This window comes from Nocardia sp. NPDC005825, from assembly GCF_040630175.1.
Lineage (GTDB): Bacteria > Actinomycetota > Actinomycetes > Mycobacteriales > Mycobacteriaceae > Nocardia.
This window is the reverse complement of sequence record NZ_JBEXXC010000011.1, coordinates 96,325-117,662: the sequence shown is the minus strand read 5'-3', so window position 1 is coordinate 117,662 and position 21,338 is coordinate 96,325. Positions and strand designations below refer to the sequence as shown.

Below are 21,338 nucleotides of genomic sequence, written 5' to 3'. Positions count from 1 at the left end.
CGAGATACGAAAGAACCCCCATCCAGAGATTTCTGGATGGGGTTCTTTCGTATCGAATTCCGGGTGACGGATCCGGTGACCTATTCAGTGACCTATTCGGTGACCGATATATCTACCGATGCGCGCGCGGATCAGCGAGCAGATATTGCGCAGCGGCATAAGTGCCGAGAATGACGCCCTCGGTGATCCGGCGCGACTTCTCACCGCGCGCGAAAATGCGGCGCAGCACGATCAATCCGTCCGACACGGTGAACAGCAGTGCGCCCAGACCCAATCGACTGCGGGGATCCGCGTTCGGAACATTCACGCCCGCAATGTTCTTCGCGTCGCGGGCCAGCTCCGGATCCGAGGCCAGGGTGGCCGCCGTGCCCAGGGTCGCGCCGTACACGGTGAGCGGCAGGGCCACCGTCGGGGCCTCGAGCCGCATGAGCGTGGCCGCGCCCAGCCAGGCGCCGAGCCGCTGGCCCGCGATGGCGAGCCGGGGCCGGGCCCCACGCCGCCACCACAGCCACGAGTAGCCGGTCTGCATGACCGCGAACGACGAAGCGCCCGCGATCAATCGGCGATCGTCGTCGGGTTCGATGAGCAGCACGTCACCCACGGTGGCCGCGGCCAGCGAGCCGAGCAGCACGGTGCGGTCGGCGGGATCCATCCGCGTGCCGTTGGCGACCACGTCGGCGGCCAGCAGCGGCATCAGCAACGGCTTCGCGGCCCACTGCAATCTCTCGCGGCCGGTGACCGCGCCGTAGACGGTGACCGCGGCCGCGCCGACGAAGGCGGCACGGAACGGGCGGGCCATCAGAAGCTGGGTTCGGCCGGGGCGGGCGGCAGCACCGCGACCTGACCGGCGTAGGACAGGCCCGCACCGAAGCCGAGCAGCAGCGCCAGCTGACCGCCCTTGGCCTTGCCGGTCACCAGCATCTCCTCGATGGCCAGCGGAATCGAGGCGGCGGAGGTGTTGCCGGTGTTCTCGATGTCATTGGCCATCGGCAGATCGTCGGGGAGCCCGAGGTTCTTCTTCATGAGCTCGTTGATGCGGGCATTGGCCTGGTGCGGGACGAACACCTCGATGTCGTCCTTGGCCACACCCGACAGCTCGATCGCGCTGGACAGCGCGCGCGGCAGGGTGACCGCGGCCCAGCGGAAGACCTTGGGGCCCTCCATGTGCAGCGACATCCGGCCGACGGCCTCGACCGACGGGTCGGTGCCCTGCAGGCGCTGCGCCTTGTTCATGAACTCCAGGAAGTCCACGTCCTGCGCGATGGCCTCGGCGTTCTCACCGTCGGAGCCCCACACGGTCGGGGAGATGCCGTTCTCCTCGCTCGGACCGATTACGACCGCGCCCGCGCCGTCACCGAAGATCATGGCGGTGCCGCGGTCGGTCGGGTCGAGACCGACGGTCATCGTCTCGGCGCCGATCAGCAGGATGTACTCGGCCGAACCGGAACGGATCATGTCCGCGGCCACACCGAGGCCGTAGCCGAAGCCGCCGCAGCCGGAGACCAGGTCGAAGGCGGGGATGCCGTTCATGCCCAGGTCCGAGGCCACGGTCGGCGCGCCGTGCGGGGTCAGCTTGAGCCAGCTGGAGGAGGCCAGGATCAGGGCGCCGATCTTGGATCGGTCGATGCCGGTGTTCTTCAGCGCCCGCTCGCCCGCGGCGACCGCCATGCTGCGCAGCGTCTCGTCGCCGGAGATCCAGCGCCGGTTGTGAATGCCGGTCCGTTCGAAGATCCACTCGGGGGTGGAGTCGAGGACCTCGCACACCTCGGCATTGCTGACGATGCGCTGGGGCCGGTAGGCACCGATGCCGAGCATCGCAATATTCTGCTGACCCTTGTTGATTGCAATGCTCACCACAGGTGACTCACACGACCCTTCACACAATCATTTGTCGACACCGTTGTCGGACGTAAGACCAGGACTCAGGCTAACCCAGAGCAAGGTTTCAGCCCAGAGCCAAGTCTTGTTAACCGTCCGGTAAGGACACGCGCTGAACCCGGGACATAAGTCCTACCCCAACGCGAGGTCCTTGAGGCTCAGAATCGAGCGATATTCCAGACCCTCGGCGGCGATGATGCCGTCCGCGCCGGTCTCACGGTCCACCACGGTGGCCACGCCGACCACGATCGCGCCCGCCTCCCGCAGCGCGCGCACCGCGGTGATCGGGGAGTTGCCGGTGGTGGTCGTGTCCTCGACCACCAGCACCCGCTTGCCCACGATGTCGGGGCCCTCGATCTGGCGCTGCATGCCGTGGGTCTTGGCGGCCTTGCGCACCACGAAGGCGTCGATCGGCCGGCCCGCCGCGTGCAGGACCGCGGCCGCCACCGGGTCGGCGCCCATGGTGAGCCCGCCCACCGCGTCGAAGTCCCAATCCGCCACGAGCTCGCGCAGCAGCTTGCCGATCAGCGGCGCGGCCTCGTGGTGCAGGGTGGCGCGGCGCAGGTCCACGTAGTAGTCGGCTTCCTTGCCGGAGGACAGGGTCACCCGCCCGTGCACGACGGCGAGTTCGCGCACCAGAGCCGCGAGTCTGTCCCGGTCGGTCGTCGTTACCTGCATTGCTGTGTCTATGTCCTTCCGCGTGCGTTGAACAGGCCCCGGTTCAGGCGGGTCACCAGGGTTCGTGGGATGAGCCCGGCGATCGCGACGATCGCTTTGTACTGCATTCCGGGCACGCTGATCACCCGGTCTTTGTCCAGATCATGCAGCGAACCGGCCACCACCTCGTCCACGCTCAACCACAGGGGTCGCGGTAGCGAGGCCATCTCGATGCCGGCCCGCTCATGGAATTCGGTGCGGACGAATCCCGGGCACAAGGCCTGCACCCGGACTCCGGTTCCGGCCAGCCCGCCGGCCAGCCCTTGGGAAAAGGATACGACGTAGGCCTTGGAGGCCGAATAGGTCGAACCCCGTCCGGGGATCAGGCCCGCCAGGCTGGCCACATTCACCACGGTGCCACGGGCCGCGTGCAGCATGGGCGGCAGGGCCGCCCGGGTGAGCTGCACGACAGCGGTGACGTTCACATCGAGTTGGTGCTGCAGGGCGTCGGCGTCCTGCGTCCAGAACTCACCCGACATGCCGAATCCGGCATTGTTGACCAGGAATTCGACGCCCTCGGCCAGGCGTGCGGCCACCCGGTCGCGATCCGCGGCCCGGCTCAGATCGGCGGGCAGCGTCTCGGCGCGCGCGGCGAACCGCACCCGCAGGTCGTGGGCCAGCGCGGCCAGCCGCTCCTCATCCCGCGCCACCAGCACCAGGTCGTAGCCGAGGGCGGCGAGCCTGGTGGCGTACGCCTTGCCGATGCCGGAGGTCGGCCCGGTGACCAAGGCCACCGGACGGCGGGCGCCCGGCAGGCGCACCTGATCAGGGGAACTCTCGGTCATCGACGGCCCATCACTCGCACGATCGGGGAGTGGTCGGCGATGACCTGAACTGCGCCCTCATTCTGGTCCCTGGCCGACCCACACGCGGCGAATTCGCGCAGACACCTCGTGGCTGCGGCGCGCCGCGCGTAGACACGGCCGAGGCGTCACCTCGGCGCGGGTCCCTGGTAGGGGCGGAAGCCCGGATGGAAGGGTCCGCCGGGCGGGGCGCTGCGGCCCTGATCCCGGCGCCAGCCCTCCTCGGGCTCGCGGTCCGGATCCGATTCGCCGCGCCGGTCGCCGGATTCCGGCTCGTCCCAACGGTCTTCGTGGTCGGGGCCGTCGGCGTCGTAGCCGTCCTGCTCGCCCTCGGGGGCGGGCGGCCAGTTGCGGCGCGGGCGATTGCGCGGATCCGGCACGACTTTCAGTGCGGGACGCCAGCTTTCGGGCTCGCCGTCCGGTTCCCCGCCCCCGGCGATATCGCTGACCAGCGGGGAGTCGTAGTCATCGGCGTCGCCGCGCGGGCGGTCGTCGCGGGCGGGACGCTGGGCGCGCGGGTCGCGCTCCTGGTCGCCGTAGTCGCCGAACTCGTCATGGCCGTCGTAGCCGTCGTCCTCGGGAACCGCTTGCGAGCGACCCGGTTCGGGCAGTTCGTCGCGACCGCGTTCGGCATTGATGACCGGCGGCAGCACGTGCAGCAGGCCGGACAGCCGCAGCACCGCGTCGATGGCGGTCTCCCAGTCCTTGGCGACCGCGCCGACCGGCAGCATGCCGAGCGTCCAGTTGCCCTCGGACCACAGCTGCTGCACCTCGTCGGGCAGCGACTCGATGAACGCCACCATGCGCTGATCCACCGCGTGCCGCGCGACATCGGGATTGGTCGCGAAGACCACCCGGTCGCCGATGGCGCCGAGCAGCTCCAGATCGTGATCCTTCGGCGGCGCCGCGGTCTTCAGCCGCAGGTCGATATCGATGTCCGAGCCGATCTGACGGCGCACCGCGACCAGGGTGGCGGCGTCCTCCAGATCGAAGAGCACGAACTTCTCGCCCTTGCGGTTACCCGACACCACGTCCACCGCGGACAGGTAACCCAGCTTGGCGAGCGCGCCGCGCCGCCAGGTGGAGGCGAGCGCGGGCTCCACCGAAACATAGGTGTAGCCCTGGGATTTCGCCCAGACCTGTCGCACATGCCCGGTGCGCTGCCGCTGCAGCCGATCGAAATAGAGCAGCACGATCGCACCCACGAGCGCGATCGCCGCCAGCCCGAACCATATAGCCGTCATCGCCGCCTACCCTATCCAGAGTGAGGGCGTCATGCCCGGCACGCCCACAGCATTCTTGCTCATCGAGTCCCGCTCGGCAGGGACGTGCTGAAGATCAACTTCGCCTGAATGGATCCGTCGGAGTTCTTGTCACCCTGCACCATCACCACTTCACCGACCGGCAGGTCCGCGACTTTGGTGCTGCCCAGGGAGATTACCTGCGTCTTGTCGTCGGTCTTCACCGTCACCGTACTGCCGGACAGCGCCGTGATGGTGAGCGTCGCGCCGTCGTTCGAGGCGATGGTGCCCATGTCCGCGCCGAGCTGGTCCAGATCGCCCAGGCCCGGAATGGTGGGTACTCCGCTCGGCAGCGGCAAGGACGAGGTGTTGCCCGGGAAGGCGGGCAGGCCGAGACCGGAGGTGCTGGGGCCCGAGGCGCTGTCGGAGTCGTTGTTGCTCAGCAGCGTTCCCACGACCACCCCGACGATGGCGACCGCGATGATCGCTGCCAGACCCAGCGCGATCCACATGGTGGTCTTGCGCGGCGGCGGGGGCGGCGCCGGATTCTGCGGGAAACCCGCGGGCTGATAGCCGCCCGGCGGCGGCATGCCCGCGCCACCCGGATAGCCGGGTGCGCCGGGCGCGGGCGGATAGCCCGGAGCGCCGTAGGCCGCCGTGGGCGCATACCCCGGCTGACCCGGGTAGACAGCCGTCGGCTCGTAGCCGCCGCCGGTGTCGTACCCACCCCAGCCGGCGTCGGCGGGCGGGAACACCCGGGTCGCCTCGGGCCCGGGCTGCTGCCCGAAATAGTCGGTCGGACCAGCGGGTATGGACTCGGTGGGCCCGTACGCCGCGGCGCTATCCGAGGTGTGGCCGCCGGGGACGGCCTGCTCGGCGGGCCCCTCCCCGGGGCCCGGTTGCGGCCGCCGCGACCACGGATCGCTCGGATCAGTCATGGCCTCCAGGGTAGGCGGAGTACGGCTACCCAGCCGCGAACTCGAGCTGTGTTTGATTCGCCTCCGCTTCGCTCCGGCCGTACGAATGGCCCCGAGACCTTCGTCTCGGGGCCATTCGTCGCGTCGCGTCAGGTCAGCGGCCGACGATGAGGGTGTCACCGTCCGGCGTGACGTTCACCTTCACCGTGTCGCCGTCCTGCACCTCGCCGGCCAGCAGTTCCTTGGCGAGCGAGTCGCCGATGGACTGCTGGATCAGCCGGCGCAGCGGGCGCGCGCCGTAGGCCGGGTCGTAGCCGCGCACGGCCAGCCAGAACCGGGCCGAGTCGGACACGTCCAGGGTGAGGCGGCGCTGGGCGAGCCGCTTCTGCAACTGGTTCAGCTGGATGTCGACGATCTGCTCGAGCTGCTCCTCGTCGAGGGCGTGGAACATGACCACGTCGTCGAGCCGGTTCAGGAACTCCGGCTTGAAGGCGCGGCGCACCGCGTTCATGACCGTGTCCCGGTCACCGCCCGCACCCAGATTCGAGGTCAGGATGAGGATGGTGTTGCGGAAGTCGACCGTGCGGCCCTGGCTGTCGGTGAGCCGACCTTCGTCGAGCACCTGCAGCAGGATGTCGAAGACGTCCGGGTGGGCCTTCTCGATCTCGTCGAACAGGACCACCGTGTACGGGCGTCGCCGCACCGCCTCGGTGAGCTGGCCGCCCTGGTCGTAGCCGACGTAACCCGGAGGCGCGCCCACCAGGCGGGCCACCGAGTGCTTCTCGCCGTACTCGCTCATGTCGATGCGGACCATGGCGCGTTCGTCGTCGAACAGGAAGTCCGCCAACGCCTTCGCCAGCTCGGTCTTACCGGTGCCGGTCGGGCCGACGAACATGAAGGAACCGGTGGGCCGGTTGGGGTCGGCGACCCCGGCCCGCGCCCGGCGCACGGCATCGGACACCGCTTGCACGGCTTCCTTCTGCCCCACGACCCGGCGGCCCAGTTCGTCCTCCATGCGCAGCAGCTTCTGGGTCTCGCCCTCCATCATGCGGCCCACGGGGACACCGGTCCACGACGACACCACCTCGGCGATATCGTCCGGCCCGACCTCCTCCTTGAGCATGACGTCGCCGTCGGCGGCGGTCTTCGCCTTCGCCTCGGCCTCGGCGAGTTCCTTCTCCAGCTTGGGGATTCGCCCGTACCGGAGTTCGGCGGCCTTGTTGTAGTCGCCGTCGCGCTCGGCCCGCTCGGACTCGCCCTTGAGCGACTCCAGCTCCTCCTTGAGCACCGACACCGCATCGATGGCCTGCTTCTCGTTCTGCCAGCGGGTCATCAACTGGTTGAGCTTCTCGCGGTCGTCGGCGAGTTCGGAGCGCAGCTTCTCCAGGCGCGCCTTGGACGCGTCGTCGGTCTCCTTGGCCAGGGCCACTTCCTCGATCTCGAGCCGTCGCACGACGCGCTCGATCTCGTCGATTTCCACGGGGCGGGAATCGATTTCCATGCGCAGCCGCGAGGCCGACTCGTCGACCAGGTCGATCGCTTTGTCCGGCAGGAACCGGGAGGTGATGTAGCGGTCGGACAGGGTCGCCGCCGCCACCAGCGCGGAGTCGGTGATCCGCACGTGGTGGTGGTTCTCGTAGCGCTCCTTGAGCCCGCGCAGGATGCCGACGGTGTCCTCCACCGACGGCTCGCCGACCAGCACCTGCTGGAACCGGCGCTCCAGGGCCGGGTCCTTCTCGATGTGCTGGCGGTACTCGTCGAGGGTGGTGGCGCCGACCAGGCGCAGTTCACCGCGGGCCAGCATGGGCTTGATCATGTTGCCGGCGTCCATGGCGGATTCGCCGGTCGCGCCCGCGCCCACGATGGTGTGCAGCTCGTCGATGAACGTGATGATCTGCCCCGCAGAGGATTTGATCTCCTCGAGCACGGCCTTCAACCGCTCCTCGAACTCACCGCGATACTTCGCGCCCGCGACCATCGCGCCGAGGTCCAGCGACACCAGCTTCTTGCCGCGCAGCGATTCGGGGACGTCGCCCGCGACGATGCGCTGGGCCAGGCCCTCGACGATGGCGGTCTTGCCGACGCCGGGCTCGCCGATCAGCACCGGGTTGTTCTTGGTGCGGCGGCTCAGCACCTGCACGACGCGGCGAATCTCGGTGTCGCGCCCGATGACCGGGTCCAGCTTGCCCTCGCGGGCGGCCGCGGTCAGGTCGGTGGAGTACTTCTCCAGCGCCTGGTAGGAGCCCTCGGGATCCGGCGAGGTGACGCGGGCGTTGCCGCGCACGGCGGTGAACGCCTCACGCAGCGCGTCCGCGGTCGCGCCGTATTTCAGCAGCAACTGCTGGACATCGGAATCGCCTGCGGCCAAGCCGTAGACGAGGTGCTCGGTGGAGACGTACTCGTCGCCGAGCTCGGTGGCCAGGTGCTGCGCCGAGGTGAGCGCGGCGATGGCCTCGCGGCCGAAATTGGGTGTGGTGGTGGCCCCCGTGGCGCGGGGCAGCCGATCCACGATCTCCTGGGCCTCACGCCGGACCGTGGCCGGATCGACGGCGACGGCCTTGAGCAAGGGTGCGGCGATGCCGTCGGTCTGATCCAGCAACGCCACCAGCAAGTGAGCCGGACGGATCTCCGGGTTACCGGCGACCGAGGCCGCCTGTTGCGCGGCGGTCAGCGCCGCCTGGGTCTTGGTGGTGGGATTGAACGAGTCCACTGTCACCTTCCTACTAGTCGTTGCTGTCTACAACGCGGTAGAAGTTGAGTCTGTTCCGCTCAAGTCTGACCAATTTCCGGCGGCGGCACCAGTGACCAAGGCCCTTTCTCTCACGGCCAGGAGCCCCTCCACACGCTACGCGTACGATGGCCCCATTCGTTGACGCATCACACCCGCTCATCCATCCCGGTTCGCCCGAACGAATGGAGCAGCAATGCGCGCGATCGTCGTCCGAGAATTCGGTGGCACCCCCGAACCCGCCGACATGCCGGTCCCGGAGCCCGGACCGGGACAGATCCAGATCCATCTGGAGGCGGCCGGGGTGAACCCCGTCGACCAGCGGATCATCGACGGCTTCCTGGACGGCCAACTCCCCCATGACTTTCCGATGATCCCCGGCGTCGACGGCGCGGGCACCGTCAGCGCGGTCGGCGCGGGCGTCGACGACTTCGACATCGGCGACCGGGTGGTCGGCAAGTTCCTGTCGCCGCCGCTCGGGCACGGCACCTTCGCCGAATACCTGGTGACCGCCGACGGCGGCACCCTGGTCAAGCTCCCCGACGAGGTCACCGCGGTGCGCGCGGCCGCGCTGCCGACCGCGGGCATCACCGCCCTGGACCTGCTGCACGCGGCCGGGGTCGAGCGCGGGCAGCGGGTGCTGATCGTCGGCGCGTCCGGCGGCGTCGGCTCCTACCTGGTGCAGCTGGCGGCCATGGCCGGGGCGCACGTCATCGCGACCGCCCGCCCCGACGACACCGACCGCATGGTCCGGCTGGGCGCCATGGAGGTGGTGAACTACGGCCGCATGACCGTCACCGACTCGCCCACCCACGCCGAGGCGGCCCAACTGTCGGTCGCCGACTCGGTGCGGATCACCGATCCGGGCGGCATCGAGGCGGTCTTCGATCTGGTCAGTCCGCCGCCGGTGTTCGCCGACAACGCGAGCCTGGTGAAGCCCGGCGGCCACGCCTACTCGACCATCGAATCGGCCGACGAGGCGGATCTGCGGGCGCGCGGCATCACCGGCGGCAACCTCGAATCCCGCGGCGGCACGGCCGAATTGAGCGAACTGCTGCGCCTGGTCGCGACCGGCGATCTGACGGTGCCGATCCGCAATCTGCCGCCGCTGGCCGACGCGCCCGCCATGATCGGCGCGTCGGGTGCGCGCGGCAAGACTGTGCTGGTGATCTGAACCCTGGGTTACGGAAATCGATCCACCTCCGGCTATATCCGTGCGACCACCGGGTTTTAAGGGATACTTGACGCGGAGGGCCGCCTGGCAGCAGGCGGTTCGGGGTAGTTGGACAGGAAGGAAAGCTCGACGTCGTGGATGCGCGTTCGGCAGCGCTGGTCCGCGCAAACTTTCGGACAGTCGTCGAGGCCCCCAATGGGCCGGAACGGCTGATCAGCGCGTTCTACGGTCATCTTTTCGCGGAGATCCCCGCTTTGCGGGAACTTTTCCCCTCCGCCATGGACATGCAGGCGAAACGGTTGGTCACGGCCATCTCGTTCGTCCTCGACAACCTGGAAGACTGGGATCGTGCCCAGCGCTTCCTGGAGCAACTCGCCCGCGACCACCGCAAGTACGGGGTCGAGGCGGCGCACTACGACATCGCCGGGCGCGCCCTGCTGCATGCCTTCCGCAGCTACAACGGGGTTGCGAACTGGTCGCGGCCGCTCGAGGCGGGCTGGCGCGACATCACCATCCTGATCTCGGCGTCCATGGCCATCGGAGCGAATTCCGATAAGTCGCAACCCTATTGGGAGGCGACCGTGGTCGGGCACCGGCGGGTGGTGGACGATCTGGCCATCGTGCGCCTGCAGACCGACACCCCCATCCCCTACCAGGCCGGGCAGTACGTGCCGGTCGCCATCCCGCAGCGGCCCAAGATGTGGCGCTACCTGTCTCCCGCCATCCCCACCAACCCGTACGGCGAGATCGAATTCCACGTGCGCAAGGTCCGGACCGGCTGGGTCAGCCCCGGCATCGTGAACGAGACCCAGGTCGGCGACCGCTGGATGATCGCCGCCCCGCTCGGCGGCCTGCACGTCGACCTGAGCCGCCGCAAGGACGTGCTCATGATCGGCGCGGGCACCGGTATCGCCCCGCTGCGGGCCCAGCTCATCGAGATGGGACGGCGCGGCATCAACCCGCGCGTGCACCTGTTCATGGGCGGCCGCTACCCGTGTGACCTCTACGACGTGGAGAACATGTGGCAGCTCTCGCAGTCCAATCCGTGGCTCACGGTGATCCCGGTCTGCGAGAACGAGACCAATCCCTGGTGGCATCCCTACCCGCCCGCCGATCCGCCCTTCGGTATGCATCGGCGGCTGATCGGGAACCTGGGCGCGGTGGTAGCCAGCTTCGGCGCCTGGGCGGATCGGCAGATCCAGATCGCCGGTTCGGCCCGCATGATCGCCGACACCAAGCGAGCGCTGCTCGCGGTGGGCGCCCCGGAATCCGCGATCAGCTCCGACCCGGTGTGACGGACCGGATCAGGTAGGGACCGGATCTCGTGTGACAGTGTGGATCCGGGTACGCCCAGGCCCGAGCAGGCCGGGGTGCAAGGCTTTTCGATGAGGAGTTTCGTTGACGATCGGCCCCGATGAGACCGGCGCGCTGCCCCTGGACGCGCAGACCGAGTGGACCGCCACGGTGGTGGGAGCGCACCGGTTGCGCGAGGACACCACGGTGGTGCGGTTGATCGGCGAGTTCGTGCCGTTCGCGGCGGGACAGTCGGTGGAGGTGCGCACACCGCAGCATCCGAACATGGTGCGCCGCATGTACTCCGCGCTGCCGCCGTCGCTGGACGGCAAGCTGGAATTCCATGTGCGGACCCTGCCGGGCGGCTGGTGCAGCGGTTCCATCGTGGCCGACTCCCATCCCGGTGACGAATGGCGGATCAGCGCCCCCGGCGGCTGGCTGGCGGTGGAGCCGGACGCCACCGAGGTGGTCATGATCGCCGACGGGGTCGGGCTGGCGCCGATGCGCGCGCTGCTGCTGGATCTCGCACGCCGCGAACAGCCGCCGCGCACCCACCTGTTCGTCGGGGCGCGCTACCCTCGCGACCTGTACGCCTCCGACATGCTCTACCTGCTGACCGGCGAAATGCCCTGGCTCACCGTGGTTCCCGTGGTGCAGGACGAGTACGACCCGGATTTCGTCGACGCCTGGTACGAGCAGTGCCGCGTCGACATCGGCTTCCAGCCGGAGGAGATGATGCCGGGCACCATCGCCGACATCCCGGAGCGGTTCGGCCCGCTGGACCACCACCAGATCCTGGTGTGCGGCGGCGCGGCCATGGTGCGCAATACCATCGACCAGCTCGTCGCCATCGGCGCTCCCGCGGAAGCCATTCGCTACGAAGGCTTCTGAGCCCTCGCCGCGGCCGGGGTATCAGAACAGCGGGTCGTGGCGGATGTTCTCGGTGGAGGTGCCGGCCGCCATGAGCCGGAACTTGGTGGTCTGCACCATGGACGGGGCTCCCACGATCTGTACGTCGCGGTCCTCCCAGGAACCGTGGCTCGCGACGATCTTGCCGATCTGACCGACCACCCGCGGCTGCAGGCCGGGGAATTCGCGGGGCTCCTCGGAATTGTCGAAGTGCCACCACGGGTTCTCGGTGGACTCGGTGACCGGATGCACGGTGAGCCACTTGTTGGCGCAGGCCAACTGGCTGAGCACCTCGAGGTCGTAGAGGTCGCACGGATAGTGGCCGCCGACGAACAGATCCACCTTGGGGTTGGATCGGCGCGAGGTCATGGCCATGAGCTGGGCGCGCAGCGGCGCGATGCCGGTGCCGCAGCCGATCATCAGCATCTTGCGGCGGGTGTTGCGGGGCACGCCGAGACCGCCCAGCGGCGATCCGATCAGCCACTGTTCGCCGACCCGGCTGTGCCCGACCATGGCCGGGCTGACCCAGCCGCCGGTGACGCCGCGGATATGGAATTCCAGTTCGCCGTCGGCATTGGCGGGGATGGCCGGGGACAGGTAGCGCCACATGCGCGGGCGGGACGGGATCTGCACACTCATGTACTGGCCGGCCGCGTACTGCATGGGCTGGTCCAGCTTCAGGCGCACGACCGCCAGGTTGCGCAGCACTTCGCGGTGCTCGATGACGGTGCCGGTCCACACCGGCGGGGTGGTCTCGCCGTCGGCGGCCTTGATCATGGTGCCGGCGATGATGCCGATGCCCTCGTCCCAGGCGCGGCCGACCTCGTCGGTCCAGATCTCGGTGCCCGCGTAGGCCTCGAGCGCGCTCTTGAGCGATTTCCCCACGGCCTCATAGTGATCGGCCACCACTCCGTACTTGCGGTGGTCGCGGCCGAGCTGCGCCAGGAAGGGCAGCAGCCGGTCGGGCTCCTCCAGCCGGTCCACCACGTAGGCGATGGCCTTCACCAGCCGGTCGCGCTGGGCGTCCAGGGCGGCGGGGAAGAAGTCCCGCACGTGGGGGTACTCCGTGAAGAGGATGGCGTAGAACGATCGCGCGAGTTTCTCGGGGCCACCTTCTTCCGCAGCAACCGCCTTGAACGTTGTTCTTATCAATGCGACGGTCCGCGAATCCATTTGTGTCACAACCCCATTTCGCAATCGAACGCAGGCGTGACCGGCGAGTGAAGTGCTGCGGGACACTCGACAGCAGCCGTTGCCAAGCAAGTGTAAGCGAGGTTAGCCAGCAACGGAACGGGACGTTTCAATAACAGGCCCTTTATTCCTCAGAAACGTGAACGTTGCGGGGCTTCTGAGCCGAAAACCAACTGATCAACTGGAAAACGCCGTGCGACACGGGTTTTCAGTCGTCGATTCTGGCTGATCCGTTTTGCAAGACTCAGGAAAACAGCGATCCTGCCGCAACCGTGCAGGCCATGAATTCCCCTGCAGCATACGGACAAAACTCACGATCGGCAGCAATTTGTAACCTACCGGTCTGTTTGTTATTTCCCAAGCACCGGACTTCGCCAATAACACAGTCCGGTACCGCAACTCAGCACATCGGCCGCAACAATCGCAACAGGGCGAACGACCGAAGGCGGTGTCCACCCAGCGGGAACCGGGGTCCCGAACAGCGGGAAGGCGGCGCCCCGAATGGGACGCCGCCTTCCTGCTTGTCTCGCCTACTGCGGCTTGCGCCGGTTTCGGGGCTGCCACACCACGAGAGCGGTGCTGGGCTGAGGGGTCAGATGCGCGGGCCGGTACCCGGCCCGCAGCCTTTCCGCCTCGGCGGTCAGCTCGCTCACCCGCTGCTGCAGCTCGTCCACCTGGTTGGTGAGTTCGATGATCCGTTTGATGCCGGCCAGGTTCACGCCCTCGTCCTGGGACAGGCGCTGCACCTCGCGGAGCAGCTCCACATCCCGGTTCGAGTAGCGCCGGCCGCCGCCCGACGTGCGTTGCGGCGTAACCAGACCCAGCCGGTCATAGGTGCGCAGCGTCTGGGCGTGCATGCCCGCCAGCTGCGCGGCCACCGAGATCAGGAAGTACTGGGCCTCGGAATGCTTCGGATCGGAACTCATTACGCACCTGCCCATCCCGCACGGGGATCGAACCCACTGGTCTTCTCCGCCTCCGCGTAGCGCCGCAGCGCCTCGGTGGCATCGTCGTCCAGTTTCTGGGGGACCGCGACCTTCACGGTGACCAGCAGGTCACCCGCGCCGCCGTCACGCTTGGGCACACCGCGCCCGCGCACCCGCAGGGTGCGGCCGTCGGCGGTGCCCGGCGGCACCTTGACGCCCACCCGACCGTCCAGGGTCGGCACCGACACCGTGGTGCCCAGCACCAGTTCCGCGTAGGAGACCGGCAGCACCAGGGTCAGGTCGTCGCCATTGCGGCCGAAGACCTTGTCCTGGCTGACGTGCACGGTGACGTACAGGTCGCCCGGAGGCGCGCCGCGCAGGCCCGCCTCACCCTGACCGGCCAGCCGGATCCGCTGCCCGTCGCGCACGCCCGGGGGAATGCGCACGGTGATGGTGCGGGTCCGGTTCTGGATGCCCGAACCGCGGCAGTCGACGCACGGGTCGTCGATGATCGACCCGGTGCCCCGGCAGTCCTCGCACGGCTCGCTGAAGCCGAACGCGCCCTGGTTCCGGCTGACCACGCCGGTTCCGTTGCAGTGCGGGCAGACCCGCGGACTGGTGCCGGGCTTCGCGCCGCTGCCGTGGCAGGTGGTGCAGGCGGCCGGGCTGGTCATCCGCAGCGGGACGGTCACGCCCTGGGCGGCCTCACGGAAGCCGAGAGTCGTCTCGGTCTCCACGTCCGAACCGCGCCGGGGACGCGAGGACGCCCGCGTGCCGCCGCGATTGAACAGTCCGCCCAGCAGGTCGCCCAGGCCGCCATCCGCGCCGCCCGCGCCACCGGCGCCGGCCCCGAAGATGTCACCCAGGTTGAACTCTCCACCGGAGAACCCGCCGCCGGGCTGGCCGTAGCCGCCCCCGGGCGGGAATCCGCCGCGGCCGAAACCGCCGCCCGCGAACAGCTTGCGGGCCTCGTCGTACTCCTTGCGCTTCTCCGGATCCGACAGCACGGCGTTCGCCTCGCTGACGGCCTTGAACCGCTCCTCGGCCTTGCTGTCCCCGGGGTTCTTGTCCGGGTGCAGGTCTCGGGCCAGTTTGCGGTAGGCCTTCTTGATCTCGTCCTGGGTGGCGCCGGAGGAAACACCCAGATCCTTGTAGAAGTCCTTCTCGAGCCATTCTCGATTCACCGGGCATCTCCTCCTTTCCGTGTTGTCGAGGACGCGGGGTACGTCCGATCGCTGTTAATCAGTGCCAGCGGCATCGGTGCCAGCGTTCTGCGAATCCGGCTGCGCCGCAGACAGATCCGCCACACCGTCGGTGACGCCGACCAGCGCGTGCCGCAGCACGCGATCGCCGAAGCGGTAGCCCTTGCGCATCACCATGCCCAGCACCGGGTCCGCACCGCTGCCCTCGTGCTGCACGGCCTCGTGCAGGGTCGGGTCGAAAGGCTCACCCTCCGAACCGAATTCCTCGAGGCCCTGCTTCTGCAGGGCGGTGACCAGCTTGTCGGCGACCGACTTGAGCGGGCCGTTGTCCAGGTCACCGTGCGCGCGAGCGCGGTCCAGATCGTCGAGCACCGGCAGCAGTTCGCTGACCACCGCGGCCTTGGCGGTGTCGATGGTGACCTTGCGGTCCCGCTCGACCCGGCGGCGGTAGTTGGCGTATTCCGCGGTCAGGCGCTGCAGATCGGAGGTGCGCTCGGCCAGTTCGGCCGTGATCGCGTCGGCGAGGGCGTCCTCGCTGACCTCGGGAGTCCCCTCGGCCCCCGCGGCCGCGGCGGCGTCCGCCGCGGCCTCGAAGACCTCACCCGTGGCCGGATCGACCATGTTGTCCGGGTTCTGGTTCGTCACTTCTTCTCCGGCTCCTCGACCACCTCGGCGTCCACGACGGTGTCATCGGACTCGGGCGCGCCCGCGCCGTTGCCCTGCGCGGCCTGGTCGGCGGCCGAGGCCTCGTAGATGGCCTGGCCCAGCGCCTGCGACTCGGTGGCGAGCTTCTCCACCGCGGTCTTGATGACCCCGATGTCGGTGCCCTTCAGCGCGTCGTTGGCTTCGACGATGGCCGCCTCGACCTTGGTCTTGACGTCGGCCGGGACCTTGTCCTCGTTGTCCTTGATGAACTTCTCGGTCTGGTGCACCAGCGACTCGGCCTGGTTGCGGGTCTCCGCCTCCTCGCGACGCGCCTTGTCCTCGGCGGCGTGCGCCTCGGCGTCCTTCACCATCCGGTCGATCTCCTCCTTGGACAGGCCGGAGCCGTCCTGGATCTTGATCGTGTTCTCCTTGCCGGTGCCCTTGTCCTTGGCCGTCACGTGGACGATGCCGTTGGCGTCGATGTCGAAGGTGACCTCGATCTGCGGCACGCCCCGCGGGGCCGGCGGGATGCCGGTCAGCTCGAACGATCCGAGCAGCTTGTTGTGCGAGGCGATCTCACGCTCGCCCTGGAAGACCTGGATCTGCACCGACGGCTGGTTGTCGTCGGCCGTGGTGAAGGTCTCCGAGCGCTTGGTCGGGATCGTGGTGTTGCGCTCGATGAGCTTGGTCATCACGCCGCCCTTGGTCTCGATGCCCAGCGACAGCGGGGTGACATCGAGCAGCAGGACGTCCTTGACCTCACCCTTGAGCACACCGGCCTGCAGGGCGGCGCCGACGGCGACGACCTCGTCCGGGTTCACGCCCTTGTTCGGCTCCTGGCCGCCGGTCAGTTCCTTGACCAGATCGGAGACGGCGGGCATACGGGTCGAGCCGCCGACGAGCACCACGTGGTCGATGTCGCCGACCGAGATGCCGGCGTCCTTGATGACCGACTGGAACGGCTTGCGGGTGCGGTCCAGCAGATCGGAGGTGATCTTCTGGAACTCCGAGCGGGTCAGCTGCTCGTCGAGGAACAGCGGGTTCTTGTCCGCGTCCACGGTGATGTAGGGCAGGTTGATCGAGGTCGACTGCGAGGACGACAGTTCGATCTTGGCCTTCTCGGCAGCCTCACGGAGACGCTGCATGGCCATCTTGTCCTTGGTCAGGTCGATGCCCGAGGTGCCCTTGAACTTGTCGACCAGCCAGCCGACGATGCGCTCGTCCCAGTCGTCGCCACCGAGGTGGTTGTCGCCGGAGGTCGCGCGGACCTCGACGACGCCCTCGCCGATCTCCAGCAGCGAGACGTCGAAGGTACCGCCACCGAGGTCGAAGACCAGGATGGTCTGTTCCTTGTCGCCCTTGTCCAGGCCGTAGGCCAGCGCGGCCGCGGTCGGCTCGTTGACGATGCGCAGGACGTTCAGGCCCGCGATCTGGCCGGCCTCCTTGGTGGCCTGGCGCTGCGCGTCCTCGAAGTAGGCGGGGACGGTGATCACGGCGTCGGTGATCTCTTCACCCAGGTAGGCCTCGGCGTCGCGCTTCAGCTTCATCAGCGTGCGCGCGGAGATCTCCTGCGGGGTGTACTTCTTGCCGTCGATCTCGACCGACCAGTCCTCGCCCATGTGGCGCTTGACGGACTTGATGGTGCGGTCGACATTGGTGACGGCCTGGTTCTTGGCGGGCTGCCCGACGAGCACCTCACCGTTCTTGGCGAACGCGACGACCGAGGGGGTGGTCCGCGATCCTTCCGAATTGGCCACGACGACCGGCTCGCCGCCTTCGAGAACGGCGATGACAGAGTTCGTGGTCCCGAGGTCGATACCGACCGCACGAGCCATGGTGATTCCTCCTAGTTGGCACTACATCTCAGTGACACTGAGCGTGGTCGGCTCAATCCTGCCTCCGCCGACGGCGGTACGCAACTTGAACTTGAGTCGAACTCGCTCAACCTTGCTGACCTGTCCCAACGGGCGGCGCGCGTCATCTATTCCACGAGTCACAGAAAATTTCTTCGGGGGCGGCGCGGCCCGACGCCCGCGGCCGAGGCGCGGACCCTGCCATTGTGTCCATACCGGCCGGTCCGGAACCACGGATGGATCCGGATCGTGACCGTTCAGGAGGGCCAGTTGAGCATGATCGGCTCACCGGTGGCGGTGACCTTGATGTAGCCGGACTTGGCGCCGTCCACGGCGTACACGGTCACCATCGGCCCGCCGTCCTTGCCGCGCCCGATGATGATGTGACTGATCCGGCCGTTCGGCACGCCCGCCGACTTCGGGGCGCCCGCGAGCAGGCCCGCGATCTTCTTCAGATCCAGGACCGACAGGTCGATGATGTCGGTGCCCGGCGACCGCGGAATGTCGCCGGTACTGCGGAAACTGCCGTCGTAGCGGTAGTAGTCGTCCCGCGGCGCGTTCGGATCCGCCGGACGCCGCTCGATCACCGCGTAGGTGGGGAACAGGGTGACCTCGTCGGCCTTGGTGTCGCCGAAGTGGTCCTTGTAGGCCTCGACGAAACTGGCCAGGCCCTGACCCGTGGTCGGATCCGGCAGGTCCGGCTTCGGCGCGGCTACCCGGGACACGCAGCCCGCGAACGCGCCCAGCAGGGCGGCCGCCACCACGATCGCGGCCGCCACCTTCCAGCGGGTGGACGGGCCGCGCCGATTCGCCCGCACCACCGGCGAATTCACCAGATTGGCCGGGACCTGCAGATCGTCGAGCACCCCGTCGAGATCGCCGAAGGTCTTGGCCGCCATGGCTTTCGCGGTCCGGTGCGCGTGTTCGGCGTCGGTGAGCTCGCCCGCGTCGCGCGCCGAATCGAGCAGGGTGCAGGCGTCCACGCGATCGGTGTCGCGGGCCCGGACTCCCCGGGAGCGTGCGTCAGCCATGGTCTCGCCTATCCCCCGAACGCCACGGTGCGCGTGACCCGGCCGTCGAGGGCGGCCTCGACGTAGCCGGTCTCCTTGGCCTGGTTGCCGACATAGAGCCGGATCACCGGCCCGGTGCCGCTGCCCTGGATGTCGATGTAGTTGACCACGCCCTGATCGACCTTGGTGAGGGCGGGAGCCTGAGCCGCCAGCGCCGCGACGGCCTGCACGTTCAAGGCCGCCAGGTCCACGGTCGGGGTCTTCGGGTCCCGGGTCTGGGGTTGGTCGGTCTGGTCGAAACCGCCGAAATAGTTGTAGTGCACCTTCCGATTGGCCTGCGTCGCGCGCGTGAACACCGCGTAGCCGGGGTAGAAGTCCACCTCGTCGAGCACGGTGTCGCCGAACTTCGCCCGGTAGACGTCACGGAAGTACGAGATGCCCTCGGCCTCGGTGAGTTTCGGCCGGGGCAGCACCAGCGGCTGGATGATGCCCAGGTCCACCGCGGGCGGCCCGGCGGGCGGGGTGGCCGGGCGGGCCACCGCCAGGAAGGTGCCCACCGCCACCGCGATGCTCATCGCGGCGACGCCGGCGGCGAACCAGTTCTCGCGCCGCGACTTCGGCGGGACCGGGTCGGGGGCGGCGTCGGCGTGCCGCTGCAGATCGTCGGTGAGCTGGGAAAGGTCGCCCAGGGTCCGGGCCTCACCGGCCAGTTCGGTGAGGGTGCGGTGGTCGGCGGCGGTCAGCTGCCCGTCCGCGAGCGCGGCGTCGAGCAGGGCGCTGGTGGCCTGCCGATCGGCGTCGCGGGCCCGCGTCCGCGGCGGGTACCCGCTCGAGGCGGACCGCCGCGACCACTTGCGCGCGGGGGTGAGGTCGGCGGTCTTGGTGCTCGGCTGCAGATCGGCGATGAGCCGCTGCAATTCGCCGAGGGTCTGCGCGGACTGGGCCTGATCGGACCGCTGGTGATACTCCTCGGCCCCGAGCTCGCCCTCGGCGTAGGCGGCGTCGAGCAGCGTCCGCGCGTTGACGCGGTCGATGTCCCGCGCCCGCATACGTCCGGCCGCGGGGGAATCCCCGGCCGATCCGGACGTTGTCGAGCTCACGCGGGGATCGTAGACGGATTCCGGCCCGGTCGCGCGCCTTATCCACGCCTGAATCGCGTGGCTCAACCGATCCGGAGGTCGTCCTTCAGCCCGTGGTCCAGCGTCACACGCACCAGGGCCGCGGCCAGTTCGGCGTCGTGGCCGGCCGGAGCCAGGGCGGCGAGGGCAGCCGGATCGGTGGGCAGGCCCAGGTCACGCGCGCCGCGGCGGGCCCGCTCGTCGAAGTAGGGGCGGAGCCAGGTCCAGGTGTCCTGTACCTCGCGCAGGTAGATGTCGGCGCCGACGGGGCCGATGCCACGGAACCCCTGGAGCAGCTCGGCCAAGGCGGCGGGGTCGTGCCCGGATTCGGTTGCGAGCCCGCGCATATCGCCGTGCCACCGCTCGATCAGCTCGGCGGCATTGGCGATCAGGCGGGTGGCGGTGGATTCGTCGTAGCGGACGTAATGGGCCCGGCCCAGCGCGGCGACCAGATCCGACCACTCGGCCTCTGCCACGTGGTGCGGGGTGGTGTAGCCGGACTCGCGGAGCTCCCGGGCGGCGGCCACCGCGATGCGGGCCGAGATCCGAATGCTGAGCAGCTGGGCGAGCATCAGGAGCTGGTAGAGCGGCGCGGGTTTGTCGGCCAGCCGGATTCCGGCCTCGGCGGCATAACCGGTCCCGGCCCGGGCCAGCAGGGTGCGCACGGTGTCCTGCGCGGTCATCGGCATCGCCTCCTCTCTTCCCCGGCATACCCGCGGACACGCCCGGGAAGCGTGTCGAGGTCCGAAATGCCGGGGTTGCGCGTAGCCGCCCACGAAGATCAGAAGTATGGATTTCCCCTGGTAGAGGAGGTTCGATGCAGGCCCGGTTCGGTATTTCGATCCCGCCCGTCGCGTCCGCGCTGCCGGACGTCATCGACATGGCCCTCGCCGCCGACGCCGAGGGACTCGATCTGGTCGGCATCCAGGACCACCCCTACAACGCGCAGTTCGGCGACGCCTTCGCCGTCATCGGCGCGTGCCTCGCCGCGACCGGACGGGTCAGCCTCTATCCCGGGGTCGCCAACCTGCCGCTGCGGACACCCGCCATGCTCGCCAAACAGGCCGCCACCTTCGACATCCTCAGCGGCGGACGCTTCGAATTGGGTTTGGGGGCGGGCGCTTTCGAGAGCGGCGTGGTGGCCATGGGCGGCCCCGCCCGCAAGGGCCGGGCCGCGCTCATGGCCATCGCCGAGGGCATCGCCATCATCCGGGCCGAATGGCTGCCCGGACAGCCGGTGTCGGTGGTCGGCACCGAATACACGGTGCAGGGCATCGAGGGCGGGCCCGCGCCCAGACACCGGATCGGGATCTGGCTGGGCGCCATGGGCCCGCACGCCCTCGACCTGATCGGCGCGACCGCCGACGGATGGGTTGCGCCACTGCCGAATTGGATGCCGTGGGAGCAGTGGGCCGCGGCCAATGCCCGCATCGACGCCGCCGCCCGCGCGCACGACCGCGACCCCCGCTCCATCGCCCGGCTGGCCGCGCTGCCCGGAGTGGTCAGCGACCGCGCGCTGCACCCGAATCCGCAGGGCACTGACCCGATCCACGGATCGCCCGAGGAATGGGCCGGCATCATCGCGAACCTCGCCCACACGGGCGGATTCGACACCTTCATCTACTGGCCGCCCGGATTCGATGTCGACCAGGTGCAGCGGTTCGCGCGACAGGTGGTGCCTCTCGCGCGAAAGCTGCTGGCGGAGTTCTGATTCGACTCGGCTCGGTTCCGAT

The 21,338-nt window shown here is 68.9% G+C and carries 19 protein-coding genes; 4 read left to right on the top strand and 15 right to left on the bottom strand.

The window, feature by feature from the left end; all coding sequences use genetic code 11:
* Nucleotides 1–112: 112 nt before the first annotated feature.
* The 7 genes from ABZ382_RS27190 to clpB form a co-directional block, all read right to left on the bottom strand.
* Nucleotides 113–799: a lysoplasmalogenase gene (locus ABZ382_RS27190; RefSeq protein ID WP_357094325.1), complete on the bottom strand. Its 687-nt coding sequence runs from the start codon at nt 797–799 to the stop codon at nt 113–115.
* Entirely contained in the window at nt 799–1,857 is a 1,059-nt protein-coding gene (locus tag ABZ382_RS27185) for a beta-ketoacyl-ACP synthase 3 (RefSeq protein ID WP_357094323.1), read from the bottom strand. Before ABZ382_RS27185 ends, ABZ382_RS27190 begins: the two co-directional genes overlap by 1 nt.
* 153 nt (nt 1,858–2,010) lie before the next feature.
* Nucleotides 2,011–2,556 carry an orotate phosphoribosyltransferase gene (gene pyrE / locus ABZ382_RS27180; protein ID WP_357094320.1) on the bottom strand — a complete coding sequence of 182 codons (546 nt, stop codon included), beginning with the start codon at nt 2,554–2,556 and terminating at the stop codon, nt 2,011–2,013.
* A gap of 8 nt (nt 2,557–2,564) precedes the next feature.
* Nucleotides 2,565–3,380, bottom strand: coding sequence for an SDR family oxidoreductase (locus ABZ382_RS27175; protein ID WP_357094317.1), 816 nt, complete (start codon nt 3,378–3,380; stop codon nt 2,565–2,567).
* 146 nt (nt 3,381–3,526) lie between these two features.
* Entirely contained in the window at nt 3,527–4,642 is a 1,116-nt protein-coding gene (locus ABZ382_RS27170; protein ID WP_357094314.1) for a hypothetical protein, read from the bottom strand.
* Nucleotides 4,643–4,701: 59 nt separating this feature from the next.
* Nucleotides 4,702–5,577 (bottom strand): DUF5666 domain-containing protein, encoded by an 876-nt coding sequence (locus ABZ382_RS27165; protein WP_357094311.1) that lies wholly within the window; start codon nt 5,575–5,577, stop codon nt 4,702–4,704.
* A gap of 133 nt (nt 5,578–5,710) precedes the next feature.
* Nucleotides 5,711–8,266, bottom strand: coding sequence for an ATP-dependent chaperone ClpB (gene clpB, locus ABZ382_RS27160; RefSeq protein WP_357094309.1), 2,556 nt, complete (start codon nt 8,264–8,266; stop codon nt 5,711–5,713).
* Nucleotides 8,267–8,480: 214 nt separating this feature from the next.
* On the opposite strand from clpB, the gene ABZ382_RS27155 reads away from it, so the two are divergent.
* From ABZ382_RS27155 to ABZ382_RS27145, 3 genes are all read left to right on the top strand, one after another.
* A complete protein-coding gene (locus ABZ382_RS27155; RefSeq protein ID WP_357094306.1) occupies nt 8,481–9,458 on the top strand; it encodes an NADP-dependent oxidoreductase in 978 nt (325 codons plus the stop codon).
* Nucleotides 9,459–9,592: 134 nt separating this feature from the next.
* Nucleotides 9,593–10,753 (top strand): globin domain-containing protein, encoded by a 1,161-nt coding sequence (locus ABZ382_RS27150; protein ID WP_357094304.1) that lies wholly within the window; start codon nt 9,593–9,595, stop codon nt 10,751–10,753.
* Between the two features lie 139 nt (nt 10,754–10,892).
* Entirely contained in the window at nt 10,893–11,642 is a 750-nt protein-coding gene (locus tag ABZ382_RS27145) for an FAD-binding oxidoreductase (protein WP_357094663.1), read from the top strand.
* Between the two features lie 21 nt (nt 11,643–11,663).
* Here the strand turns inward: ABZ382_RS27145 and ABZ382_RS27140 are convergent, their stop codons facing one another.
* The 8 genes from ABZ382_RS27140 to ABZ382_RS27105 form a co-directional block, all read right to left on the bottom strand.
* On the bottom strand, nt 11,664–12,833 hold the full coding sequence (locus ABZ382_RS27140; protein WP_357094301.1) for a globin domain-containing protein: 1,170 nt from the start codon (nt 12,831–12,833) through the stop codon (nt 11,664–11,666).
* A gap of 548 nt (nt 12,834–13,381) precedes the next feature.
* Nucleotides 13,382–13,777, bottom strand: a complete 396-nt coding sequence (locus tag ABZ382_RS27135; RefSeq protein WP_357094298.1) for a MerR family transcriptional regulator — start codon at nt 13,775–13,777, stop codon at nt 13,382–13,384.
* A complete protein-coding gene (dnaJ, locus tag ABZ382_RS27130) occupies nt 13,777–14,961 on the bottom strand; it encodes a molecular chaperone DnaJ (RefSeq protein WP_357094296.1) in 1,185 nt (394 codons plus the stop codon). Before dnaJ ends, ABZ382_RS27135 begins: the two co-directional genes overlap by 1 nt.
* Nucleotides 14,962–15,015: 54 nt before the next feature.
* Complete coding sequence (grpE, locus tag ABZ382_RS27125) at nt 15,016–15,624, bottom strand: nucleotide exchange factor GrpE (protein WP_357094294.1); 609 nt, start codon at nt 15,622–15,624, stop codon at nt 15,016–15,018.
* Nucleotides 15,621–17,459 carry a molecular chaperone DnaK gene (dnaK, locus tag ABZ382_RS27120; protein WP_357094292.1) on the bottom strand — a complete coding sequence of 613 codons (1,839 nt, stop codon included), beginning with the start codon at nt 17,457–17,459 and terminating at the stop codon, nt 15,621–15,623. Before dnaK ends, grpE begins: the two co-directional genes overlap by 4 nt.
* A 275-nt stretch (nt 17,460–17,734) precedes the next feature.
* Nucleotides 17,735–18,508 carry a DUF1707 domain-containing protein gene (locus ABZ382_RS27115; RefSeq protein WP_357094289.1) on the bottom strand — a complete coding sequence of 258 codons (774 nt, stop codon included), beginning with the start codon at nt 18,506–18,508 and terminating at the stop codon, nt 17,735–17,737.
* Between the two features lie 8 nt (nt 18,509–18,516).
* The gene (locus ABZ382_RS27110) at nt 18,517–19,587 is read right to left on the bottom strand and encodes a DUF1707 domain-containing protein (RefSeq protein ID WP_357094286.1); all 1,071 of its coding nucleotides are present in this window, start codon (nt 19,585–19,587) and stop codon (nt 18,517–18,519) included.
* A 62-nt stretch (nt 19,588–19,649) separates the two neighbouring features.
* Entirely contained in the window at nt 19,650–20,294 is a 645-nt protein-coding gene (locus tag ABZ382_RS27105) for an endonuclease (RefSeq protein WP_357094283.1), read from the bottom strand.
* A 128-nt stretch (nt 20,295–20,422) separates the two neighbouring features.
* Between ABZ382_RS27105 and ABZ382_RS27100 the strand changes: the two genes are divergently transcribed.
* Nucleotides 20,423–21,316 carry an LLM class flavin-dependent oxidoreductase gene (locus ABZ382_RS27100; protein ID WP_357094280.1) on the top strand — a complete coding sequence of 298 codons (894 nt, stop codon included), beginning with the start codon at nt 20,423–20,425 and terminating at the stop codon, nt 21,314–21,316.
* Nucleotides 21,317–21,338 lie beyond the last annotated feature (22 nt).